The sequence below is a fragment of the Herbaspirillum sp. AP02 genome (assembly GCF_015767275.1).
GTDB lineage: Bacteria > Pseudomonadota > Gammaproteobacteria > Burkholderiales > Burkholderiaceae_D > Herbaspirillum.
In genome coordinates this window covers 1,220,632-1,239,603 of record NZ_JADWMY010000001.1, presented here as the reverse complement: position 1 = coordinate 1,239,603, position 18,972 = coordinate 1,220,632, and the positions used below count along the sequence as shown (strand labels likewise).

Annotated in this window: 12 protein-coding genes; 10 read left to right on the top strand and 2 right to left on the bottom strand. The window is 66.4% G+C overall.

Features of this window, described 5'->3' with window-relative positions:
• Positions 1-10: 10 nt before the first annotated feature.
• Both I5R65_RS05650 and I5R65_RS05645 read left to right on the top strand, forming a co-directional pair.
• Positions 11-3,247 carry an efflux RND transporter permease subunit gene (locus tag I5R65_RS05650; RefSeq protein WP_180667174.1) on the top strand — a complete coding sequence of 1,079 codons (3,237 nt, stop codon included), beginning with the start codon at positions 11-13 and terminating at the stop codon, positions 3,245-3,247.
• Positions 3,248-3,269: 22 nt separating this feature from the next.
• On the top strand, positions 3,270-4,808 hold the full coding sequence (locus I5R65_RS05645) for an efflux transporter outer membrane subunit (protein WP_180667176.1): 1,539 nt from the start codon (positions 3,270-3,272) through the stop codon (positions 4,806-4,808).
• A 26-nt stretch (positions 4,809-4,834) separates the two neighbouring features.
• Here the strand turns inward: I5R65_RS05645 and pabB are convergent, their stop codons facing one another.
• Positions 4,835-6,661 carry an aminodeoxychorismate synthase component I gene (pabB, locus tag I5R65_RS05640; protein WP_180667179.1) on the bottom strand — a complete coding sequence of 609 codons (1,827 nt, stop codon included), beginning with the start codon at positions 6,659-6,661 and terminating at the stop codon, positions 4,835-4,837.
• A gap of 149 nt (positions 6,662-6,810) precedes the next feature.
• Here pabB and I5R65_RS05635 point away from each other — a divergent pair, with 149 nt between their 5' ends.
• From I5R65_RS05635 to I5R65_RS05600, 8 genes are all read left to right on the top strand, one after another.
• Positions 6,811-8,214, top strand: coding sequence for an MFS transporter (locus I5R65_RS05635; RefSeq protein ID WP_180667181.1), 1,404 nt, complete (start codon positions 6,811-6,813; stop codon positions 8,212-8,214).
• Between the two features lie 25 nt (positions 8,215-8,239).
• The gene (locus I5R65_RS05630) at positions 8,240-9,142 is read left to right on the top strand and encodes a DMT family transporter (RefSeq protein WP_180667183.1); all 903 of its coding nucleotides are present in this window, start codon (positions 8,240-8,242) and stop codon (positions 9,140-9,142) included.
• Positions 9,143-9,204: 62 nt separating this feature from the next.
• Positions 9,205-10,191, top strand: a complete 987-nt coding sequence (locus tag I5R65_RS05625) for a magnesium and cobalt transport protein CorA (protein WP_006462433.1) — start codon at positions 9,205-9,207, stop codon at positions 10,189-10,191.
• Between the two features lie 292 nt (positions 10,192-10,483).
• The gene (locus I5R65_RS05620; protein ID WP_180667185.1) at positions 10,484-12,607 is read left to right on the top strand and encodes a TonB-dependent siderophore receptor; all 2,124 of its coding nucleotides are present in this window, start codon (positions 10,484-10,486) and stop codon (positions 12,605-12,607) included.
• Positions 12,608-12,617: 10 nt separating this feature from the next.
• Complete coding sequence (locus tag I5R65_RS05615) at positions 12,618-14,210, top strand: ABC transporter substrate-binding protein (RefSeq protein WP_180667187.1); 1,593 nt, start codon at positions 12,618-12,620, stop codon at positions 14,208-14,210.
• On the top strand, positions 14,201-15,175 hold the full coding sequence (locus I5R65_RS05610; RefSeq protein ID WP_180667189.1) for an ABC transporter permease: 975 nt from the start codon (positions 14,201-14,203) through the stop codon (positions 15,173-15,175). The genes I5R65_RS05615 and I5R65_RS05610 overlap by 10 nt, the downstream gene beginning before the upstream one ends.
• Positions 15,172-16,005 carry an ABC transporter permease gene (locus tag I5R65_RS05605; protein ID WP_180667191.1) on the top strand — a complete coding sequence of 278 codons (834 nt, stop codon included), beginning with the start codon at positions 15,172-15,174 and terminating at the stop codon, positions 16,003-16,005. The genes I5R65_RS05610 and I5R65_RS05605 overlap by 4 nt, the downstream gene beginning before the upstream one ends.
• A complete protein-coding gene (locus I5R65_RS05600; RefSeq protein ID WP_180667193.1) occupies positions 16,002-17,462 on the top strand; it encodes an ABC transporter ATP-binding protein in 1,461 nt (486 codons plus the stop codon). Before I5R65_RS05605 ends, I5R65_RS05600 begins: the two co-directional genes overlap by 4 nt.
• A 3-nt stretch (positions 17,463-17,465) precedes the next feature.
• Here I5R65_RS05600 and I5R65_RS05595 read toward each other — a convergent pair whose 3' ends face one another.
• Complete coding sequence (locus I5R65_RS05595) at positions 17,466-18,971, bottom strand: PepSY domain-containing protein (protein WP_180667195.1); 1,506 nt, start codon at positions 18,969-18,971, stop codon at positions 17,466-17,468.
• Position 18,972 lies beyond the last annotated feature (1 nt).

Below are 18,972 nucleotides of genomic sequence, written 5' to 3'. Positions count from 1 at the left end.
GGATGCGCGCATGAATATCTCGCTTCCCTTCATCAAGCGGCCCATTGCCACCACGCTCCTGACCATCGGCATCGCGCTGGCGGGCATGGTGGCCTTCCGCCTGCTGCCGGTCTCGCCGTTGCCGCAGGTGGATTACCCGACCATCTCGATCTCTGCCTCGCTGCCCGGCGCCAGCCCCGAGACCATGGCCGCGACCGTGGCTACGCCGCTGGAGCGGGCCATGGGCGCCATCGCCGGGGTCACCGAGATGACCTCCACCAGTTCCCAGAACTCCACTCGCATCACCCTGCAGTTCGACCTGAGCCGCGACATCGATGGCGCCGCCCGCGACGTGCAGGCCGCGCTCAATGCCGCGCGCAGCCTGCTGCCCACCGGCATGCCGAGCAACCCGACCTATCGCAAGGTCAACCCGGCCGACGCCCCCATCCTGATCCTGGCCATGACCTCCGACACCATGACCCAGGGGCAGATGTACGACGCCGCCGACAGCATCGTGGCGCAGAAGCTGTCGCAGGTGCGCGGGGTAGGGCAGGTCAGTGTGGGCGGCAGTTCACAGCCGGCCGTGCGCATCGAACTGAACCCGACCGCCCTCAACAAGTACGGCATCGGCAGCGCCGACGTGCGCACCGCGGTGGCCGCCACCAATGCCAATCGCCCCAAGGGTTTGCTGGAAGACGATGGTCGCAACTGGCAGATCTATGCCAACGACCAGGCCAAGACCGCCGCCGAATATGCGCCGTTGATCGTGTCCTACCGCAACGGCACGCCGGTGCGGGTGCAGGACGTGGCCGAGGTGCGCGACTCGGTGGCCGATGTGCGCAACGCCGGCTCCTCCAACGGCAAGCCCTCGGTGCTGATCATCATCAACCGCCAGCCCGGCGCCAACATCATCGACACCGTCGACAACGTGCGCGAGCTCTTGCCGCAGTTGCAGGCCTCGATCCCGTCCGCCATCGACATGAAGGTCGTGCTGGATCGCACCCCCACCATCCGCGCTTCGTTGAAGGAAACCGAATTCACCCTGATCCTCTCGGTGGCGCTGGTGATCATGGTGGTATTCCTGTTCCTGCGTAACGCCCGTGCCACGCTGATCCCGGCGGTGGCCGTGCCGGTCTCGCTGATCGGCACCTTCGGCGTGATGTACCTGGCCGGCTTCAGCCTGGACAACCTGTCGCTGATGGCACTGACGATTGCCACCGGCTTCGTGGTGGACGATGCCATCGTGGTGCTGGAGAACATCTCGCGCCATATCGAGTCCGGCATGAAGCCCTACAAGGCGGCCCTGCTCGGTGCGCGCGAGGTCGGCTTCACCGTGCTGTCGATGAGCATTTCGCTGATCGCCGTGTTCATCCCCATCCTGCTGATGGAAGGCATCGTCGGCCGCCTGTTCCGCGAATTCGCCATCACCCTGTCGGTGGCCATCCTGGTCTCGCTGGTGGTATCCCTGACCACCACGCCGATGATGTGCGCGCAGTTGCTGCGCCATGACCCGGAGGCCGACGCAGCGCGTCGCCAGCGGCGCCATCCCTGGCTGCAGAAGATTTCCGACCAGACCGCCGCCATCTTCGAAGACATGCTGCTGGCCTACGAACGCACCCTGGCCTGGGCCTTGCGGGCGGCTCCCCTGATGATGCTGATCCTGCTGGCCACGATTGCCCTGAACGTGTATCTCTACAAGGCCATCCCCAAGGGCTTCTTTCCGCAGCAGGACACGGGACGCCTGATCGGCGGCATCCGCGGCGACCAGGCCATTTCCTTCCAGGCCATGCGTACCAAGCTCAACGATTTCATCGACATCGTCAAGGCCGACCCCGCCGTGTCCGATGTGGTGGCCTTTACCGGTGGGCAGCGGCGCAATGGTGGCTTCATGTACGTGACCCTGAAGCCCCTCACCGAACGCAAGGACAGCGCCGACAAGGTGGTGGCGCGGCTGCGCATGAAGACGGCCAAGGTGGCTGGCGCCCGGGTGTTCCTGGTGCCGGTGCAGGACATCCGCATCGGTGCCCGCCAGAGCGACTCGCAATATGAATACTCGCTCAAGTCCGACGATGTCGGTCTGCTGCGCATCTGGGAGCCCAAGATCCGCCTGGCCCTGTCCAACCTCAAGGAACTGGAAGACATCAGCACCGACCAGCAGGACAACGGCCTGCAGACCACCCTGACCATCGACCGCGAGACCGCCATGCGGGCCGGAGTCACGCCACAACTGATCGATTCCACGCTGTCCGACCTGTTCGGCCAGCGCCAGATCTCGACCATCTACAGCGGTATGAACCAGTACCACGTGGTGATGGAAGCCGCGCCGCAATACTGGCAGAGCCCGGAAACCCTGCGCGATACCTATGTCAGCCTGGCCGGCTCGTCCAACCTGTCGCCGACCACCTCCAGCCTGTCCACCCCACCGGCCCTGTCGGCGGCCGGCAAGCTCAATGCCAACACCGGCCTGGCGCAGACCATTTCCACCGCGCCCTCGCGCCAGATTCCGCTGGCCGCGTTCTCGCGCTTCGAGCCGACCACTACCGCGCTCTCGGTCAGCCACGAGGGGCAGTTCGTGGCCTCCACGCTGTCCTTCAACCTGGCCGAGGGGGTCTCGCTGTCGCAGGCCACGGAAGCCATCGACCGTGCCATGGCGCAACTGGGCGTGCCCACCAATGTGCTGGGCACCTTCGCCGGTACCGCCAATGCCTTCCAGTCCTCCACCTCCAGCCAGCCCATCCTGATCCTGACGGCATTGCTGGCCGTGTACATCGTGCTGGGCATTCTCTATGAGAGCCTGATCCATCCCATCACCATCATTTCCACCTTGCCCTCGGCCGGCGTGGGCGCCTTGCTGGCGCTGATGGTCACCGGTACCGACTTCAGCCTGATCGCGCTGATCGGCGTGATCCTGCTGATCGGCATCGTCAAGAAGAACGCCATCATGATGGTGGACTTCGCTATCGACGCCGAACGCAATCGTGGCCTGTCCCCGCGTGACGCCATCTTCGAAGCCTGCCGGCTACGCTTCCGCCCGATCATGATGACCACCATGGCCGCTTTGCTGGGCGCGATCCCGCTGGCCATCGGCCACGGCGACGGCGCCGAGCTGCGCCAGCCGCTGGGCATTTCCATCGTCGGCGGACTGGTGGTCAGCCAACTGCTCACCCTCTATACGACCCCGGTGGTGTACCTGTACATGGAACGCCTGCGCGCCTGGGGCCAGCGCCGCTTCGGCCGCAAGAACCAGACAGAAACCTCGGCGGCCTGAGGCTGCCGCCATGGAGAAACGCATGACGCAACAAGACCTGCTCAAACTCAAGCCCGTGCTGATGGCGCTGGCGATCAGCCTGGCGCTGACGGCCTGCGCGGTCGGCCCCGATTACGTCCGGCCGCAGATGGACGAGGCCACCATGGCCCCGGCCGTCTTCAAGGAAGGCCAGAACTGGAAGCCCGCCCAGCCGCGCGACCTGATGGCCGACGGCAAGTGGTGGGAGATGTTCAACGATGCCCAATTGAATGCGCTGGTGGCACAGGTGGACGTCTCCAACCAGAACCTGGCGCTGGCCGAAGCCAACTTCCGCAGCGCCGTGGCGCTGGTGCAGAGTTCGCGCTCGGCCTATTCGCCCACCTTGTCGGCTTCGGCCGGCGCTTCGCGAGGCCGCTCCGGCTCGGCCGGGTCTTCGACCTCGTCCGGTACCTCGTCGTCGTCCGGATCGTCCGGCGGCGTGCGCAATTCCTATACCTTCTCGCTCACCGCCGCCTGGGAAGCCGACATCTGGGGCAAGGTCCGGCGCGACGTCGAATCCAGCCAGGCCAGCGCCCAGGCCAGCGCAGCGGACCTGGCCGGCGCCCGCTTGTCGGCGCAGGCGCAAGTGGCGCAGAACTACCTGCAGCTACGCGTGCTGGACGCCCAGCAGCAGTTGCTGGATGACACCGTGCAGGCCTACCAGCGCTCGCTGGAGGTGGCGCAGAACCAGTACAACGCCGGCATGGTCGCCAAGTCCGACGTGATCCAGGCGCAGACCCAGCTGAAATCGGCCCAGGCCTCGGCCCTGGACAACGGCGTCACCCGCGCCCAGATCGAGCATGCCATCGCCCTGCTGGTGGGCAAGACGCCCGCCAGTTTCTCCCTGCCCAGGTCGCCGCTGACGGCAGTGGCGCCACCGGTCCCGCAGGGTGTGCCGTCGATGCTGCTGGAGCGTCGTCCCGACGTGGCCGCCGCCGAGCGCCGCGTGGCCTCCGCCAATGCCAAGATCGGCGTAGCCAAGGCCGCCTATTTCCCCAGCCTGACCCTGTCAGCCTCGGGCGGTTACCAGAGTTCCACCTTTGCCGACTGGTTCACACTGCCCGGCCGGGTGTGGTCGCTGGGGCCACAGCTGGCGCAGACCATCTTCGACGGCGGCGCGCGCCAGGCCGCCACCGAGCAGGCCATCGCCAGCTATGACGGCACGGTGGCCACCTACAAGCAGACGGTGCTGACCGCCTTCCAGGAGGTGGAAGACAACCTGGCCGCATTGCGCATCCTGGAGCAGGAAGCCGCGGTGCAGGGCGAGGCACTGCAGGCGGCGCGCCAGGCCGTCACGCTGGTGACCAACCAGTACAAGGCCGGCACGGTCAGCTACGTCAACGTCATCACCGCCCAGGCCACGGCCCTGTCGGCCGAACTGAATTCATTGAACATCCTCAACCGCCGCATGGCCGCCAGCGTGCTGCTGGCCAAGGCCCTGGGCGGTGGCTGGGACGGACATAGTCTGGATGACCTGGGGCCGCTGGAGCAGCAGAGTGCAGAGCGGGCCAGGGGGTTGAAGGAGAATGCGGCGCTGCGTTAGCAGGCGAGAGTGTCACTGACTGGCTATTACGTTGCCAGTCGGGCCGGCAGCACGCCCCGCAACGCATTGCACACCACCACCTCCTGCGCGCGCATCAGATCGGCGCGGGTGATGACGGCTTCGCGGGCCTGCCAGTTCGGGTCGGCCAGCAGGACGCGGCGCATCACACCCGGCAACAGGCCGGCGGACAAGGGTGGGGTGCGCCACTGCCCGTCGAGCTTGACGAAGACATTGCTGCGCCCACCCTCGGTCAATTCATCGCGCTCATTGAAGAACAGCATGTCGAAACCGCCGCGCCGTTCGGCTTCCTTCCAGGCAGCGTCGTAGCGTGCGCGCCGCGTGCTCTTGTGGCGCAGGAAAAAGTCGTCGCTGGCGCTCCGCTGTTCGGCCAGGAATACCTTCACCGGTCCCGCCAGCGGCAGCAACGGCGCATGCTGCAGGCTGATGTTGCCGCCGGCATCCAATGCCAGCCGCAGGCGCAGGACGACGTCTTTCGGCAGGCCGGCGCAGAGCGCATCGATCTGCTGGCGCATCGCCTTCTCATCGCAGGGAAAACCGAACACCGCCGCCGAGGCTTGCAGGCGCTGCAGGTGCAAGTCCAGATGGCGGCAGCCGGCGTGGCTGGCGTGCATGGTTTCGAAGAGGCTGAACTCCTGTTCCAGCCCGGTGAGGAAGGCCGATTTCAGGCGGCATTCTGCAAATTCTGAGGCAGCGTCGCTGTCGTAGACGATGCCGGCCCCCACGCCCATCACGCCCTGTCGCAGGCCATGTTCAGGCGCTTGCAGTTCCAGCGTACGAATGGGTACCGACAGGCAGAAGTCGCCGATGGTGCCGCCGCCTTCGCGTGGCGCGTCGAACCATCCGACGGCGCCGGTGTACAGGCCACGGGCCTCGGTTTCCAGCTCGTCGATGATTTCCATGGTGCGCCGCTTGGGCGCGCCGGTGATGGAGCCGCAGGGATAGAGCGCGGCGATGACGCTCGCCAGCGTGGCGTCCTCGCGCAGGCGGGCGCGGATGGTGGAGGTCATCTGCAGCACCTGCCCATAGCGGCGTACGTCGAACAGGTGCGGCACCTGGACCGAACCGGAGCGTGCCACGCGGCCCAGGTCGTTGCGCAGCAGGTCCACGATCATCAGGTTCTCGGCCCGGTTCTTTTCATCGTTGGCCAGGGCCAGGGCGCGTTGGGCATTGATTGTTTCCGCACCCTCGGTCTGCGTGTCCATGGCGCGTGCGGTACCTTTCATCGGCTTGGCTTTCAACATGCCATCCTGGTGCGCGACGAACAGTTCCGGCGAGCAGGACAACACCATGCCACCCTGCGCATCGCGCACCAGCGCGCCGTAGGGCACCGGCTGGCGTGCCCGCAGGCGGCGATAGAGCGTGATGGCGTCACCATGGACCTGGAAGTGCAGGCGATAGGTGTAATTGACCTGGTAGGTGTCACCGGCCGCGATGTAGTCGCGGATGCGTCCGATGGCGGCGTTGAAGGCGGCCTCATCGACGCTGCTGCGCAGGTTGACGATGCCGGCCGCTTCGGCGTCGCACTGGCCGGCCAGCCAGGCATCGATCTCGGCCGCCCCCAGGCGCTGGCAGCGTTCGAACAGCAGGACCCGTGCCAGCGGGCCCGCCAGCGGCCGATGCGGCAAGCCCTGCAGTGCCGCGCCCAGTTCGTAGCTCCACAGGGCGACCGCATGCTGGCCAGCGGCCAGTGCCGCCTGCATCTGCGCCAACAAAGCCGGGAAGCCGGCGGCGTCGATGCAGGCCAGCGTGCGCAGATGACCGGTGTAGAGGCGCGAGCGCGGTTCTGCCGGCGTGGCGAGATGGTCGTCGAGGAGGGCGAAGCAATCGGTCATGGAACAGTGGCGCGAGGACAGGCAAATGCAGGCAAATGTGGGCAAATGCAGGCAGGGCAGCGGAGCCCCGCCGGCAGCATGATAGCGTAAAAGGTATACTTGAAGGCTTGTCACGCTGCCAGGGCGCTGTCCCTTCATTTCCCAGTCCGATGCCCATTCCACGCACCTTCATCATTCCCCTGATCGTCGCCTGTGCGCTGTTCATGGAACAGATGGATTCCACCGTCATCTCGACCTCCCTGCCGGCGCTGGCGCTGGACATGAATGTCGATCCCATTTCGCTCAAGCTGGCGTTGACCTCCTACCTGGTCAGCCTGGCCGTCTTCATTCCCATCTCGGGCTGGATGGCCGACCGCTTCGGCTCGCTCACCATCTTCCGCACCGCCATCTGTGTCTTCATGCTGGGTTCCATCCTGTGCGGGGCTTCCTCGACCCTGCCGCAGTTCGTGGCGGCGCGTTTCCTGCAGGGCATCGGCGGCGCCATGATGGTGCCGGTGGGGCGCCTGGTGATCCTGCGCAGCGTGGAGAAGGTCAACCTGGTCAAGGCGCTGTCCTACCTGACCATTCCCGCCCTGTTCGGGCCGGTGCTGGGGCCGCCGCTGGGGGGCTTCATCACGACCTACTTCCACTGGCGCTGGATCTTCTTCATCAATATCCCGATCAGCATCCTCGGTCTCTACCTGGCCACGCGCTTCATTCCCGACCTCAAGGCCGAGCAGGTGGCGCCGCTGGATTTCAAGGGCTTCGTGCTCTCGGCGCTGGGTTGCTCGCTGCTGATGATGGGGCTGGCGACCTCCGGCCGGCATCTGGTGTCGGGCGATGTCTCGCTGGCCTGCGTGGTGGCCGGCGTGCTGTTCCTGGTCGGTTACGTGTGGCATGCGCGGCGTGCCACGGCGCCGCTGATCGACCTGGCGCTGTTGAAGATTCCCACCCTGCGCGCCGGCGTCTTCGGCGGCTCGCTCTATCGCGTGGGGATCGGCGCCATCCCCTTCCTGCTGCCGCTGATGCTGCAACTGGGTTTTGGCTACACGCCTTTCCATTCGGGCCTGTTGACCTGTGCCTCGGCGGCCGGAGCGATGTTCATGAAGACCATCGCCGCCCGCTTCCTGCGGCGCTATGGTTTTCGGCGGGTGCTGCTGGTCAATGGCGCGCTGGGCGTGCTGGGGCTGTGGGCCATCGCCGGCTTCACGCCGCAGACGCCGTATCTGCTGATGGTGCTGGTCTTGCTCATCGGTGGCTGCTTCCGTTCGCTGCAGTTCACCAGCCTCAATGCGATTTCCTACGCCGATGTCGACAAGCAGCGCCTGAGCCAGGCCACCAGCATGGCCAGCGTGGCGCAGCAGTTGTCCATCGGCATGGGTGTGGTGCTGGCTGGGTTCGCCCTGCAGATGTCCAACGACCTCCAGGGGCATGCCACGCTGGTGGCGCAGGACTTCTGGCCGGCCTTCCTGGTGGTGGGCGCGGTGGCGTCGCTGGCGCTGCTGATGCTGCGCCAGTTGCCGCATGATGCCGGGGCCGAGATGGCCGGGCAGCAACAGAACAAGTCGGCCTGACACGGCCGCCACGACGAGGAGCGCCATGCGTAGCGATCAGCCCTACAAAGCCCTGTGGTTCCCGCTGGGTGCCGTCCTGATCTGGGCCGGCAACACGGTCATCAGCAAGATGTCGGCCAGTGTCATCGCGCCGGAGGATATTTCCTTCTACCGCTGGGTGCTGGCGGCGGCGCTGATGTCGCCCTTCCTGGCGCGCTCGACCTGGGCCGCACGCGCGCAGATCCGCCCCCACCTGGGCAAGATCCTGGTGCTGGCGCTGCTGGGCATGGTGCTGTTCCAGAGCCTGGCCTATTTCGCCGCCGCCACCGCCTCGGCCACCAGCATGGGCATCATTGCCTCGCTGATGCCCTTGCTGACACTGGTGCTGAGCATCAAGCTGCTGTCCGAACCGCCCACCATCGGCACCCTGGCCGGCGGGGTGCTATCGCTGTTCGGCCTGGCGGTGCTGATCGGGCGCGGTCACCCGCAGAACCTGTTCGAGCAGGGTGTGGTCACCGGGGATCTACTGATGCTGCTGGCCACCATCGCCTATGGCCTGTATGGCGTGATGCTGCGGCGCTGGGCGCTGCCCCTGCGCACCTGGCAATTGCTGTACATGCAGGTGCTCATGGCGGTGGTGCTGCTGTTCCCGGGCTTCGTGCTGGGCCATCATTCGCCCATCACCCGCGACAACCTGCCCATCCTGCTGTATGCCGGCATTGCCGCTTCCATCCTCTCGCAGTTCCTGTGGATGCGCGGCGTGGCCTACCTGGGTGCCAGCCGCTGTTCCATTTTCGTGAACCTGATGCCGGTGTTCACTGTCATCATTGCGGTGGCGGTGCTGGGCGAGCAATTGCATGGCTATCACGCCATCGGCGGCCTGATCACGCTGGCCGGGGTGATCATGGCGCAGGTGTTCAAGCAGCGCCTGCGCTGGCGTACCAGCTGACCCAATGTCGCTGACAGAACCCGGTTGATCCGACAAGACCAGGAAGAGAACAGGAAAGAGACATGATCGATCCCACCATGATCGTCAATTGCACGGTCTACAAGAAGGGCAAGAAGCTGCGGGACATCACCCTCGATGAAATCAGTGACGTGCTGGAAGAGGAGGGGACCTTCGTCTGGCTGGGCCTGCTGGAACCCAATGTCGAGCTGATGAACAAGATCAAGGAAGAGTTCTGCCTGCACGAACTGGCAGTGGAAGACGCCTACGCCGCCCACCAGCGGCCCAAGATCGAGGAATACGGCGATACCCTTTTCGTGGTCCTGCACACGGCCCAGCTGGCCGGCGGCGAGGTGCAGTTTGGCGAGACCCACATCCTCACCGGCCCGCGCTTCGTGGTCACGGTGCGGCACGGCGCCTCGCGCAGCTACGCCAAGGTGCGCGAACATTGCGAGATGCTGCCCGAGCGCCTGGTGCGCGGTCCCAGCTTCGTGCTCTATTCCATCATGGACTTCGTGGTCGACAACTACCGACCCATCATGGATGACCTGGAAGCCAAGTTCAGCCAGTACGAGGAACAGCTCTTCAACCCAGGTGCCATCAGCGGCAAGGCCTACCTGCAGGAGCTCTACCAGTTGAAGCGGCAGCTGATCCGCCTGCGCTCGGCGGCCTCGCCGCTGCTGGATGTCTGCACCCAGCTGCTGCGTTTCCATGAAGGCCTGATCACCAAGGATGGCAAGGCCTACTTCCGCGACATCTACGACCACGTGGTGCGCTTCATCGACACCGGCGACCGCTTGCGCGAAATGGTGGAGTCGGCGGTGCAGATCAATCTGGCCCAGGTCACCATCCACCAGAACGAGATCGTGCAGACCCTGGCTGGCTGGGGTGCCATCCTGGCCATCCCGACCATGATCTTCAGCCTCTACGGCATGAACTTCGCCCATATGCCCGGCTTGTCCTGGCAGTGGAGCTTCCCGCTGGTCTTGGGCGGCATCATCACCGCCTGCACGCTGTTGTGGCGGCGCTTGCGCAAGGCCGGCTGGCTCTAGGCCGGTCTTTCCTTTCGGGCAAACCGAGGTGGGTGCGACAATTGGTCGCAGCCGCCGGCTCGCCTGCGCTTTTATACTCGCGCCTGCCTTGATCGGCGGCACGATGAGGCGTCTTCAGGCATGCGGGACCGGGACGGGGCCAGCTTGCTCGTATTCCCGGTGAACGTCTTTTTTCTTGCTAAATGCAACACTGTTGCATAAAATGCCGCCCTGACCGCGTAGCACGGTCACCACTCTCGCGGCAAGGCAGCTCAGCACCCAGCCGCAACACACAAAAAACACAAGGGAAAAGATGAAAATGACCGCACTGCGGGCGGCCGTGCTGGGCGCGCTCGCCATGAGCCAGGCCCAGAATCTGGCCTGGGGCGCCGATACCACCACCACCGTCGGCGCTGACGGTGGACTGGGGCAGGTCGTGGTGACCGGCACCGGCGAGCGCCAGCAATATCGCCAGAATACGACCTCCAGTGCCACCCGCAGCGAGACCCCCTTGCAGGAATTGCCGCAATCGGTCCAGGTGGTGTCGCGCCAGCTGATCGACGACCTGGCCGCCACGCGGCTGGATGACGTGCTGCTCTACGTGAGCGGCGTGGCCAGGCAGAACAATTTCGGCGGCCTGTGGGACAACTATTCCATCCGCGGCTTTTCCGGCAACGAAAACGGCGGCATGAATATCCTCTGGAACGGCTTCGCCTCCAATCGTGGCTATGCGCCGCCGCGTGACATGGCCAACGTCGAGAGTGTGGACTTCCTCAAGGGACCGGCAGCGGCCCTGTACGGCAATAGCGAACCGGGCGGCACCATCAACGTGGTCAGCAAGAAGCCGCAGTTCAAGTCGGCCAATGCGCTGGACCTGTCCATCGGCACCAACAACACCTATCGCAGTGCCGTCGATTCCACCGGCGCCCTCAACAGCGAAGTGGCCTACCGCATCAACGCCGCCCTGGAGCACAAGGGCAGCATGCGCGACAACATCACCGGCCAGCGCGAATTCCTGGCGCCGGCCTTCACCTGGGTGTTGTCGGATCGCACGGTACTGAACTACGAAGGTGAGTTCGTGCGGCAGAAGGCCCCGCTGGATCGCGGCATCGTTGCCGTCAATGGCAATCCGGGCGTGTTGCCGGTGTCGCGCTTCCTGGGCGAACCGAACGATGGCGACATCAAGATGGAAAACCGCAACCACCTGCTGACGCTGGAACACCGCCTCAGCGAAGATTGGCATGTGCGTACCGGCGTGTTTCACAAGGACGGCAGCCTGGACGGTTTTTCCACCGAAGCCTCCGCACTGCAGGCCGACAACGCCACCCTGCGCCGCCAGCGCCGTTATCGCGACTACAGCTGGCACGACACCTCGCTGCAGGCCGAACTGGGCGGCAAGCTGCACACCGGCGGCATCGGCCATGAAGTGTTGATCGGTACCGAGATCGACCGGCTGACGCTGGACCAGCGCATGCTGCGCATCAACCCCAGCGCCGCTGCGCCCTATGCGGTCAACATCTACGCCCCGGTTGACGGCCAGGCGCAACCCACGCCCCTGCCCAATACCGATACCAGCGAGCGCCAGATCAGCACCGCACTCTACCTGCAGGACCAGGTCAGCCTGTCGGATCGCTGGAAATTGCTGGCCGGCGTGCGTGCCGATTCCTTCCGCTCCACCCTGAACAACTGGCGCAGCGGCGCGACCACGCGCCAGGACAAGAGCGCCGTTTCGCCGCGCCTGGGCCTGACCTACCTGATCACGCCCGCCTGGTCGGTCTATGCCAGCGCCAGCAAATCCTTCCGCCCCAACACCGGCAGCGACGTCCAGGGCAATGCCTTCAGCCCCGAGACCGCACGCGCCGCCGAAGTGGGGTTGAAGTTCCAGAGCGAAGACCAGCGTAGTGGCGCCACCCTGGCGGTGTTCGATATCACCAAGCAGAATGTGCTGACCACCGATCCGTCCAATCCCTCGTTCTCGATCGCTGCCGGTGAAGTGCGCAGCAAGGGCGTGGAACTGGATGCCAATGCCAAGCTCGGACGCCACTGGCGCCTGACCGGCAACCTGGCCTATACCGACGCCTATGTCGCCAAGGACAACACCCTCACCGTCGGTGCGCGGCTGGTCAACGTGCCGCGCGTGTCGGGCAGCCTGCTGGCGGTGTTCGAGGATGTCGATGCGCACGGCTCGCCCTATGGCGTGGGTGGCGGCGCCAGCTATGTGGGGGCGCGCACCGGCGACCAGGCCGGCAGCTTCCAGCTGCCTGGCTATGCCACTGCGCGGGCGCTGGCCTACTGGCAGTTCACGCCGCGCATGAAGCTCTCGCTGGACGTCAACAATCTTTTCAACAAGCGTTACTACAGCAGTTCCTACAACAACCTGTGGATCATGCCGGGTGACGAGCGCAATGCCATGCTGGCGTTGAACGTCCGGTTCTGAGGGCCGCCCCGTGTCCCGCGACCTGAACGCAGCACGCCGCCGGGCCCTGCTGGCGGCCGCCGCCCTGGCTGCTGCCCATCCCTGGCGTAGTGCACTGGCGCATGGCGACGATGCGCCGCATGCCCATGCCATCGCCCGGGCGGATGCCAGCGTGCTGACCGTGGTCGGCCCCTGGGAAATGACCGGACTCGATCCCTCGCGCTCCGGCTACATGTTCGCCCGCATGGAAGTGGTGGAGACGCTGCTGGAGGTGGATGACAGCGGCCACTTGCGTGCGGGCCTGGCCACTACCTGGCGGGTCAGCAATGACGGTCTGCAATGGCGCTTCGCACTGCGCAGCGGGCGGCGCTACCACGACGGTAGTGCGCTCACGCCGGCCAGCGTGCTGGCCTGTCTGCAACGGGCTGCCGAGCGGCCGGGCGTATTGCGGCTGGCGTCAATCGCGACGATGCACCTGGAGGGCAGCGAACTGGTGATCAGCTTGCGCCAGCCGTTCGGTCCCTTTCCCTATCTGCTGACCCATTACACGACGCAGATCCTGGCACCGGCCTCCTTCGATGCCAAGGGCAATGTCCATGCCATCATCGGCAGCGGGCCTTATCGCATTCGCTCCCTGAGCCTGCCGCAGCAGTTCGATGTCGAACGCGTGGCCTTGATCGAGTCCGGGCAGGGCAGGCCGATCCAGCGGGCGCGCTACATCAGCGTATCGCGGGCGGAGACGCGCACCCTGCTGGTCCAGAGCGGTCAGGCCGATCTCGCCTTCTCGCTGGACCCGCCCAGCATCCGGGCGCTGCAAGACCATCCACGCGCGGCCCTGCTGTCGACCATGCTGCCGCGTACCACCATTCTCAAGCTCAACGCCGGTCATCCCTTCCTGGCCGATGTGCGCGTGCGACGCGCCATCGCTCTATGCATCGAACGCGAGGGCATCGCCCGCGCCCTGCTGCGCGACTCCGACCTCGGTGCCACGCAACTGTTTCCCCCCGCGCTGGCGCGCTGGCACGATGCCGGCCTGCCGCCCTTGCATACCGACCTGAAGCAGGCGCGCCGCTTGCTGGAAGAGGCCGGCTGGCGCCTCGGTGCCGACGGCGTGCGGCGGCGCGAGGGTCAGCGGCTTGAGTTGAGCCTGACCACCTTCGTCGATCGTCCCGAGCTGCCCCTGATCGCCACCGCGTTGCAGGAAGAGATGCGCCAAGTCGGCATCGCTGTACGGGTGCTGATCGGCAATTCCGGTGATATCCCGGCCGGTCATCGCAGCGGGCTGCTGCAGATGGCACTGGCGGCGCGCAATTACGGCAACCTGCCCGAACCGGTGGCCAGCCTGCTGCAGGATTTCGGTCCCGAGGGCGGTGACTGGGGCGCCATGGGCTGGCGCAATGCCGAGGTGCCGGCGCTGCTGGCGCAACTGGCGACCACGCCCACTGTCGACGCCGACCGGAGCCGCAGCCTGCGCCAGCGCATCGCCGCTGTGCTGCAGGAGCAGTTGCCGGTGATTCCGGTGGTCTGGTACCGCCAGACCTGCGCCGTCAGCCGGCGCCTGCGCGGTGCCAGCATCGACCCCTTTGAACGCAGTTACCGGATCTCTTCCCTGCAATGGACTTGAATCGATTATTGAGCGCTTCCATCCGGCGCCACCTGTTGCTCGCGCTGGGACAGCGCCTGCTGCAGGCCGGCCTGGTGGCGCTGCTGGTGGGCACGCTATGTTTCTTCATGACGCGCCTGCTGCCGGGCGACATGGCCTACCGCATCGCCGCCGGCCGTTATGGCTATGACATGGTCACCGCCGAGGCGGCGCTGGCCGTGCGCGAGGAGCTGGGCCTGGACCGTCCGTGGTTCATGGCCCTGAGCGAATGGTGGAGTCGCCTGTTGCACCTGGACCTGGGGATCTCCCAGGTGACTGCCTTGCCGGTGCTGGTGGAAATCGGCCATCAGCTGGGGCCGACGCTGCGCCTGTCCCTGCTGGCGATGGCGCTGTCGCTGGCCATCGGCCCCACTGCCGGCGTGTTGGCCGGACTGAATCCGGGCGGCTGGCTGGACCGTGCCACGCTGGCCGTGTCGGTGGTCTTGCGGGCCTTGCCGTCCTTCCTGCTGGGCTTGCTGCTGGTGCTGCTGTTTTCGGTGCAGTTGGGCGCCTTGCCCGCGGCCGGCCATGGTGACCAGGGCGGCATCCTGCTGCCGGCCCTGACGCTGGCGCTGGGTCTGGCGGCGGTCTCCTGCCGCGTGGCGCGGGATGCCATGGTGCAGGTCCGGCGTGCCGAATACTTCAGTTTTGCGCTGACCAAAGGTCTCACGCCCACCCAGGCGCTGGCGCGCCATGGCCTGCGCAATGTGGCCGTGCCGGTGGTGGCCTACCTGGGCGTGCAATTGGTGATGCTGGTCGAAGGCGTGGTGCTGGTGGAAACCATCTTTGCCTGGCCCGGCATCGGCCACGCGCTGGTGCACGCCATCTTCGGCCGCGACGTGCCAATGATCCAGGGCACGGCCCTGGTGCTGGGCCTGATGTTCGTCCTCTTCAATGCGCTGGTGGATGCCGCCTGCGCCTTCCTGGATCCGCGAGGCCGAGCATGAGCCGTCTTTCTCCTTCCGATAGCCTTGTCGAACTCCGCGCGCCCCGCTGGACCTGCGGCCAGTTCGCCGGACTGCTGCTGTTGCTGGCGGTGGCGCTGCTGGCGCTGGTCGGACCGGTTGCCATCGACATCGATCCGGCGCGTCAGCATCTGGAGCGCTTTCTTGAGGCGCCCAGCCTGGCGCAGCCGCTGGGTTACGACCAGCTCGGGCGCAGCATGCTGGCCCGACTGGCACATGGCGCCCGGCTATCCTTGTCGCTGGCGCTGGTGAGCGTGCTGTCGGCGGCTGTTCCTGGCTTGCTCATCGGTCTGCTGGCGGCCTGGTGCGGCGGCTGGACCGAGCGCCTGCTGGCGGCGCTGGCCGATGCCGTGCTGGCCTTGCCGGGCTTGTTGCTGGTGCTGCTGCTGGCGGCCCTGGCGCCGGGTGGTTTCTGGCCGCTGTACGTGGGCATTTCGCTGGCGCTCTGGGTGGAATATTTCCGCGTGGTGCGTGCCGCATGCCGCGTCCTGCTGGCCAGCCCCCAGGTGGAGGCCTCGCGGCTGCTGGGCTTTGGGCCTGCTTACATCATCCGCCGTCACGTATTGCCGGCCTTGCTGCCGCGCCTGCTGACGCTGATGCGCTTCGGCCTGGCCGGCGCGGTGCTGGCGATGTCGGCACTGGGCTTCGTGGGCGTGGGTCTGCAGCCGCCGACGCCGGAACTGGGCGTCATGATGATCGAACTGTTGCCCTATTACCGTGAAGCGCCCTGGCTGGTGGGTGCGCCGGTGCTGGTGCTGTTCATGACCCTGCTGGGTTTGCTGCTGCTGTCGCCGCAGAAGGAGGCCGCATGAGTGCGCTGGCGCCAGTGCCGGCGCTGTGCGTAGAAGACCTCGCGGTGCTGCACGGGGAGGACGTGCTGGTCGATGCGATCAGTTTTTCCATCCCGGCTGGTGGCGTGCTGACCCTGCTGGGCGAGAGTGGCTCCGGCAAGTCGCTGCTGGCCCAGGCCGTCATGGGTCATCTGCCGGCCAACCTGCGCTGTACCGGGCGCATCAGCATCGATGGCGAATCCGGCGAGGCTGCCGATGTCGTCCCGCGACAGGCCGGCTGGGGCCGGCGCATCGCGCTGCTGCCACAGGAACCCTGGCTGGCGCTGGACCCGACCATGACCGTGGTGCAGCAGGTGGCCGAGACCTATGAGCTGGTCAGCCGGCCCGCCGTCGATGGCCAGAACGACAGCCTGCGGGCTGCCCGCGTCAATGCCCGGACGTCGGCGCTGGATGCGCTGGCCAGCCTGGGCCTGCAGGATGCGGCGGACAAATATCCTTTCATGATCTCCGGTGGCATGGCGCAGCGGGTGGCGTTCCTGGCCACGCATGCGGCCGGCGCACCGTTGCTGATCATCGACGAACCCACCAAAGGACTGGATGCCGACCGCCGTGGCGAAGTGCTGGCCCTGCTGCAGGCGGCACGCAAGGAGGGCATGAGCCTCTTGTGCATCACCCATGACGTCTGGCTGGCGCGGGCGCTGGGCGGACAACTGGCGGTGATGCTGGAGGGACGCATGGTGGAGCGGGGCGAGGCCGAGGCGGTACTGGCCGCGCCGCGGCACACCTATACCCGGCGCCTGCTGGCGGCCGATCCGGCTTGCTGGCCAATGCCTGTGCCAGCGCAGGCCGCACCGTCTGGTCGCGCTGGCCGGGTCATCGCCGAGATCAGCGGCGTCGGCAAGGCCTTCGGCGAGCGTGTGTTGTTCAGCGATGTCAGTGCGCGCATCCACGCCGGTGAAATCCTGGCCATCAGCGGTCCCAGCGGCGCGGGCAAGACCAGTTTCGGCAATCTCCTGCTGGGCCTGCTCAAGCCCGATACGGGGACAGTTACACGCTCCCCTGGTCTGTCAGGTACGGCATTCCAGAAGATCTATCAGGACCCGGCGGCGGCCTTTGCGCCCACCGTCAGCCTGCGCCAATCCCTGCAAGACGTGGTGCGCCTGCACCAGCTGGACTGGAACCGGCTGGAAGCGCTGCTGGCGCGCATGCGCGTCGATACCGGGCTGCTGGATCGCCTGCCGCGCCAGGTATCGGGTGGCGAACTGCAGCGCATTGCATTGGCACGGGTGCTGTTGATGAAACCGACGCTGATCTTTGCCGACGAGCCCACCTCGCGGCTGGACCCGCTGACCCAGCAGGAAGTGATCAGCCTCTTGGTGGAAGAGGCCAGGGCAGCGGGGTGTGCGGTGCTGCTGGTGACGCACGATGCCGATATCGTGCGCTGCGTGGCGGACCGGCAGATACGCCTGGGCAGCTGACCCTCAGGCGCGGGCGCCGAACTTGCGGCGCAGCCGCCGCCAGCCGATCACCACGCCACTGCCGGACAAGGCCAGCCCGCCGAGGCTCAGCAGGATCAACACAGCCTCACGCAACCAGCCCGCGGCCAGCATCGGCCCCAGGTCCCAGCTATGCAGCAGGCTGAACAGCCAGCGCCCGATGCGCTGGGCGCGGTCTGCGCTCATTTCGACCTGGCCGCTTTGCAGGTTGAGGTAGACCAGGGTATGACCGGCATCGGCAAACCTCAGTCTAAGCACGGGCAACTGTCGTTGCGCGCCCCCCATCATGGCCTCGCTGTCGCGGCGATAGTAATAGGCGTCGTAATGATCCATGCGCTCCACCGCCACCAGCGGTGCGGACATCAGCCGGGTACCGGCCTGTTCCAGCGTGGCGCGAGACCAATGCTGCGCCACCAGCAGGCGCTGCCCCTGCGCATCGGCCGCCAGTACCAGGCGCGTGCCGTCATGCGCGTCGCGGGCCAGTACGAAGGGCTGGCCGGCCAGCGTCAGCCATTCCAGTTCCACCGGGCGGAACCCGCTCTCGGCCAGGCTTTGCAGGATGGCGTCGGTAGGGGCCGCCAGCAGGCCGCCTTGTGCCGGCACCGCGGCATAGCGCGCCAGGTCGGGCCGTTGCGCGGCCGAGAAGATGCCCAGCGGGTTCATCGACATCAGGCCGCTGAAGATCCAGGTCAGGGTGATGGCCGCGAAACCCAGGCCGAGCAGGTGATGCCAGCGCATCCAGCCGGGCGTGAAGGGTGAGTGCGAGCCGGACTTGTAGGGCCGGCCGAAGCGCCAGCGCCACAGTCCCACCACGATGCCGCTGCAGGCCACCAGCACGCAGCCGGCCGAGAGCGCAATCACGGTCCAGGTCCAGACCGGATCGACCGGCTGGTCCTTGAAGACGTAGAGCCAGTGCAGCCAGGCGCCGACATAGTTCCAGCCGCGTTGCAGGCGGGTCGCCTGCATCACCACTTCGCCGCTATGCGAGGAGACGTAGACCAGGGTGTGGGCGGCATCGTCCAGCATGATCTGGTGCATTGGTCGATGCGCGTCCAGCGACCGGGCATGGGTCCAGCGGTCTTCGTGCAACTGGCCCAGGTAATGGGCCTCGGCACCCGGACGGAACAGGCGTGCCGCGCGCAGCGCGGCATCGCGGTCGAATTGCGCTTGCGCCGCTCCGGAAGCTGCATCCAGCGATAGCAGGCTGCCATCCTCCCTGCGTAGCAGATAACGCGGCTGGCCACTGGCGGCGTTGAGCACCAGTGCGCCGGCACGCGCCTGCGGGGGTGGTCCCTGCAGCTTGCTGCCGGCTTCCAGCGCAGGGAGGGCCGCCAGCCTGTCCCAGGGCGTGAGCTTGGGATAGCCGACGAACAGCATCACCACGCCGCTGGCGAACCACAGGGCCATCAGCAGGCAGCCTGCCACGCCGCACCAGCGGTGGGTCAGGTAGGTCCAGCGGCGCAGGCGCGCCGGCCAGGAAGTCGCCACCATC

Excerpts from the sequence above, each read along its gene's own strand:
- I5R65_RS05650 (WP_180667174.1), top strand. The coding sequence starts at position 11 with ATGAATATCTCGCTTCCCTTCATCAAGCGGCCCATTGCCACCACGCTC.
- I5R65_RS05645 (WP_180667176.1), top strand. The coding sequence starts at position 3,270 with ATGACGCAACAAGACCTGCTCAAACTCAAGCCCGTGCTGATGGCGCTG.
- pabB (WP_180667179.1), bottom strand. The coding sequence starts at position 6,661 with ATGACCGATTGCTTCGCCCTCCTCGACGACCATCTCGCCACGCCGGCA.
- I5R65_RS05635 (WP_180667181.1), top strand. The coding sequence starts at position 6,811 with ATGCCCATTCCACGCACCTTCATCATTCCCCTGATCGTCGCCTGTGCG.
- I5R65_RS05630 (WP_180667183.1), top strand. The coding sequence starts at position 8,240 with ATGCGTAGCGATCAGCCCTACAAAGCCCTGTGGTTCCCGCTGGGTGCC.
- I5R65_RS05625 (WP_006462433.1), top strand. The coding sequence starts at position 9,205 with ATGATCGATCCCACCATGATCGTCAATTGCACGGTCTACAAGAAGGGC.
- I5R65_RS05620 (WP_180667185.1), top strand. The coding sequence starts at position 10,484 with ATGAAAATGACCGCACTGCGGGCGGCCGTGCTGGGCGCGCTCGCCATG.
- I5R65_RS05610 (WP_180667189.1), top strand. The coding sequence starts at position 14,201 with ATGGACTTGAATCGATTATTGAGCGCTTCCATCCGGCGCCACCTGTTG.
- I5R65_RS05605 (WP_180667191.1), top strand. The coding sequence starts at position 15,172 with ATGAGCCGTCTTTCTCCTTCCGATAGCCTTGTCGAACTCCGCGCGCCC.
- I5R65_RS05600 (WP_180667193.1), top strand. The coding sequence starts at position 16,002 with ATGAGTGCGCTGGCGCCAGTGCCGGCGCTGTGCGTAGAAGACCTCGCG.
- I5R65_RS05595 (WP_180667195.1), bottom strand. The coding sequence starts at position 18,971 with ATGGTGGCGACTTCCTGGCCGGCGCGCCTGCGCCGCTGGACCTACCTG.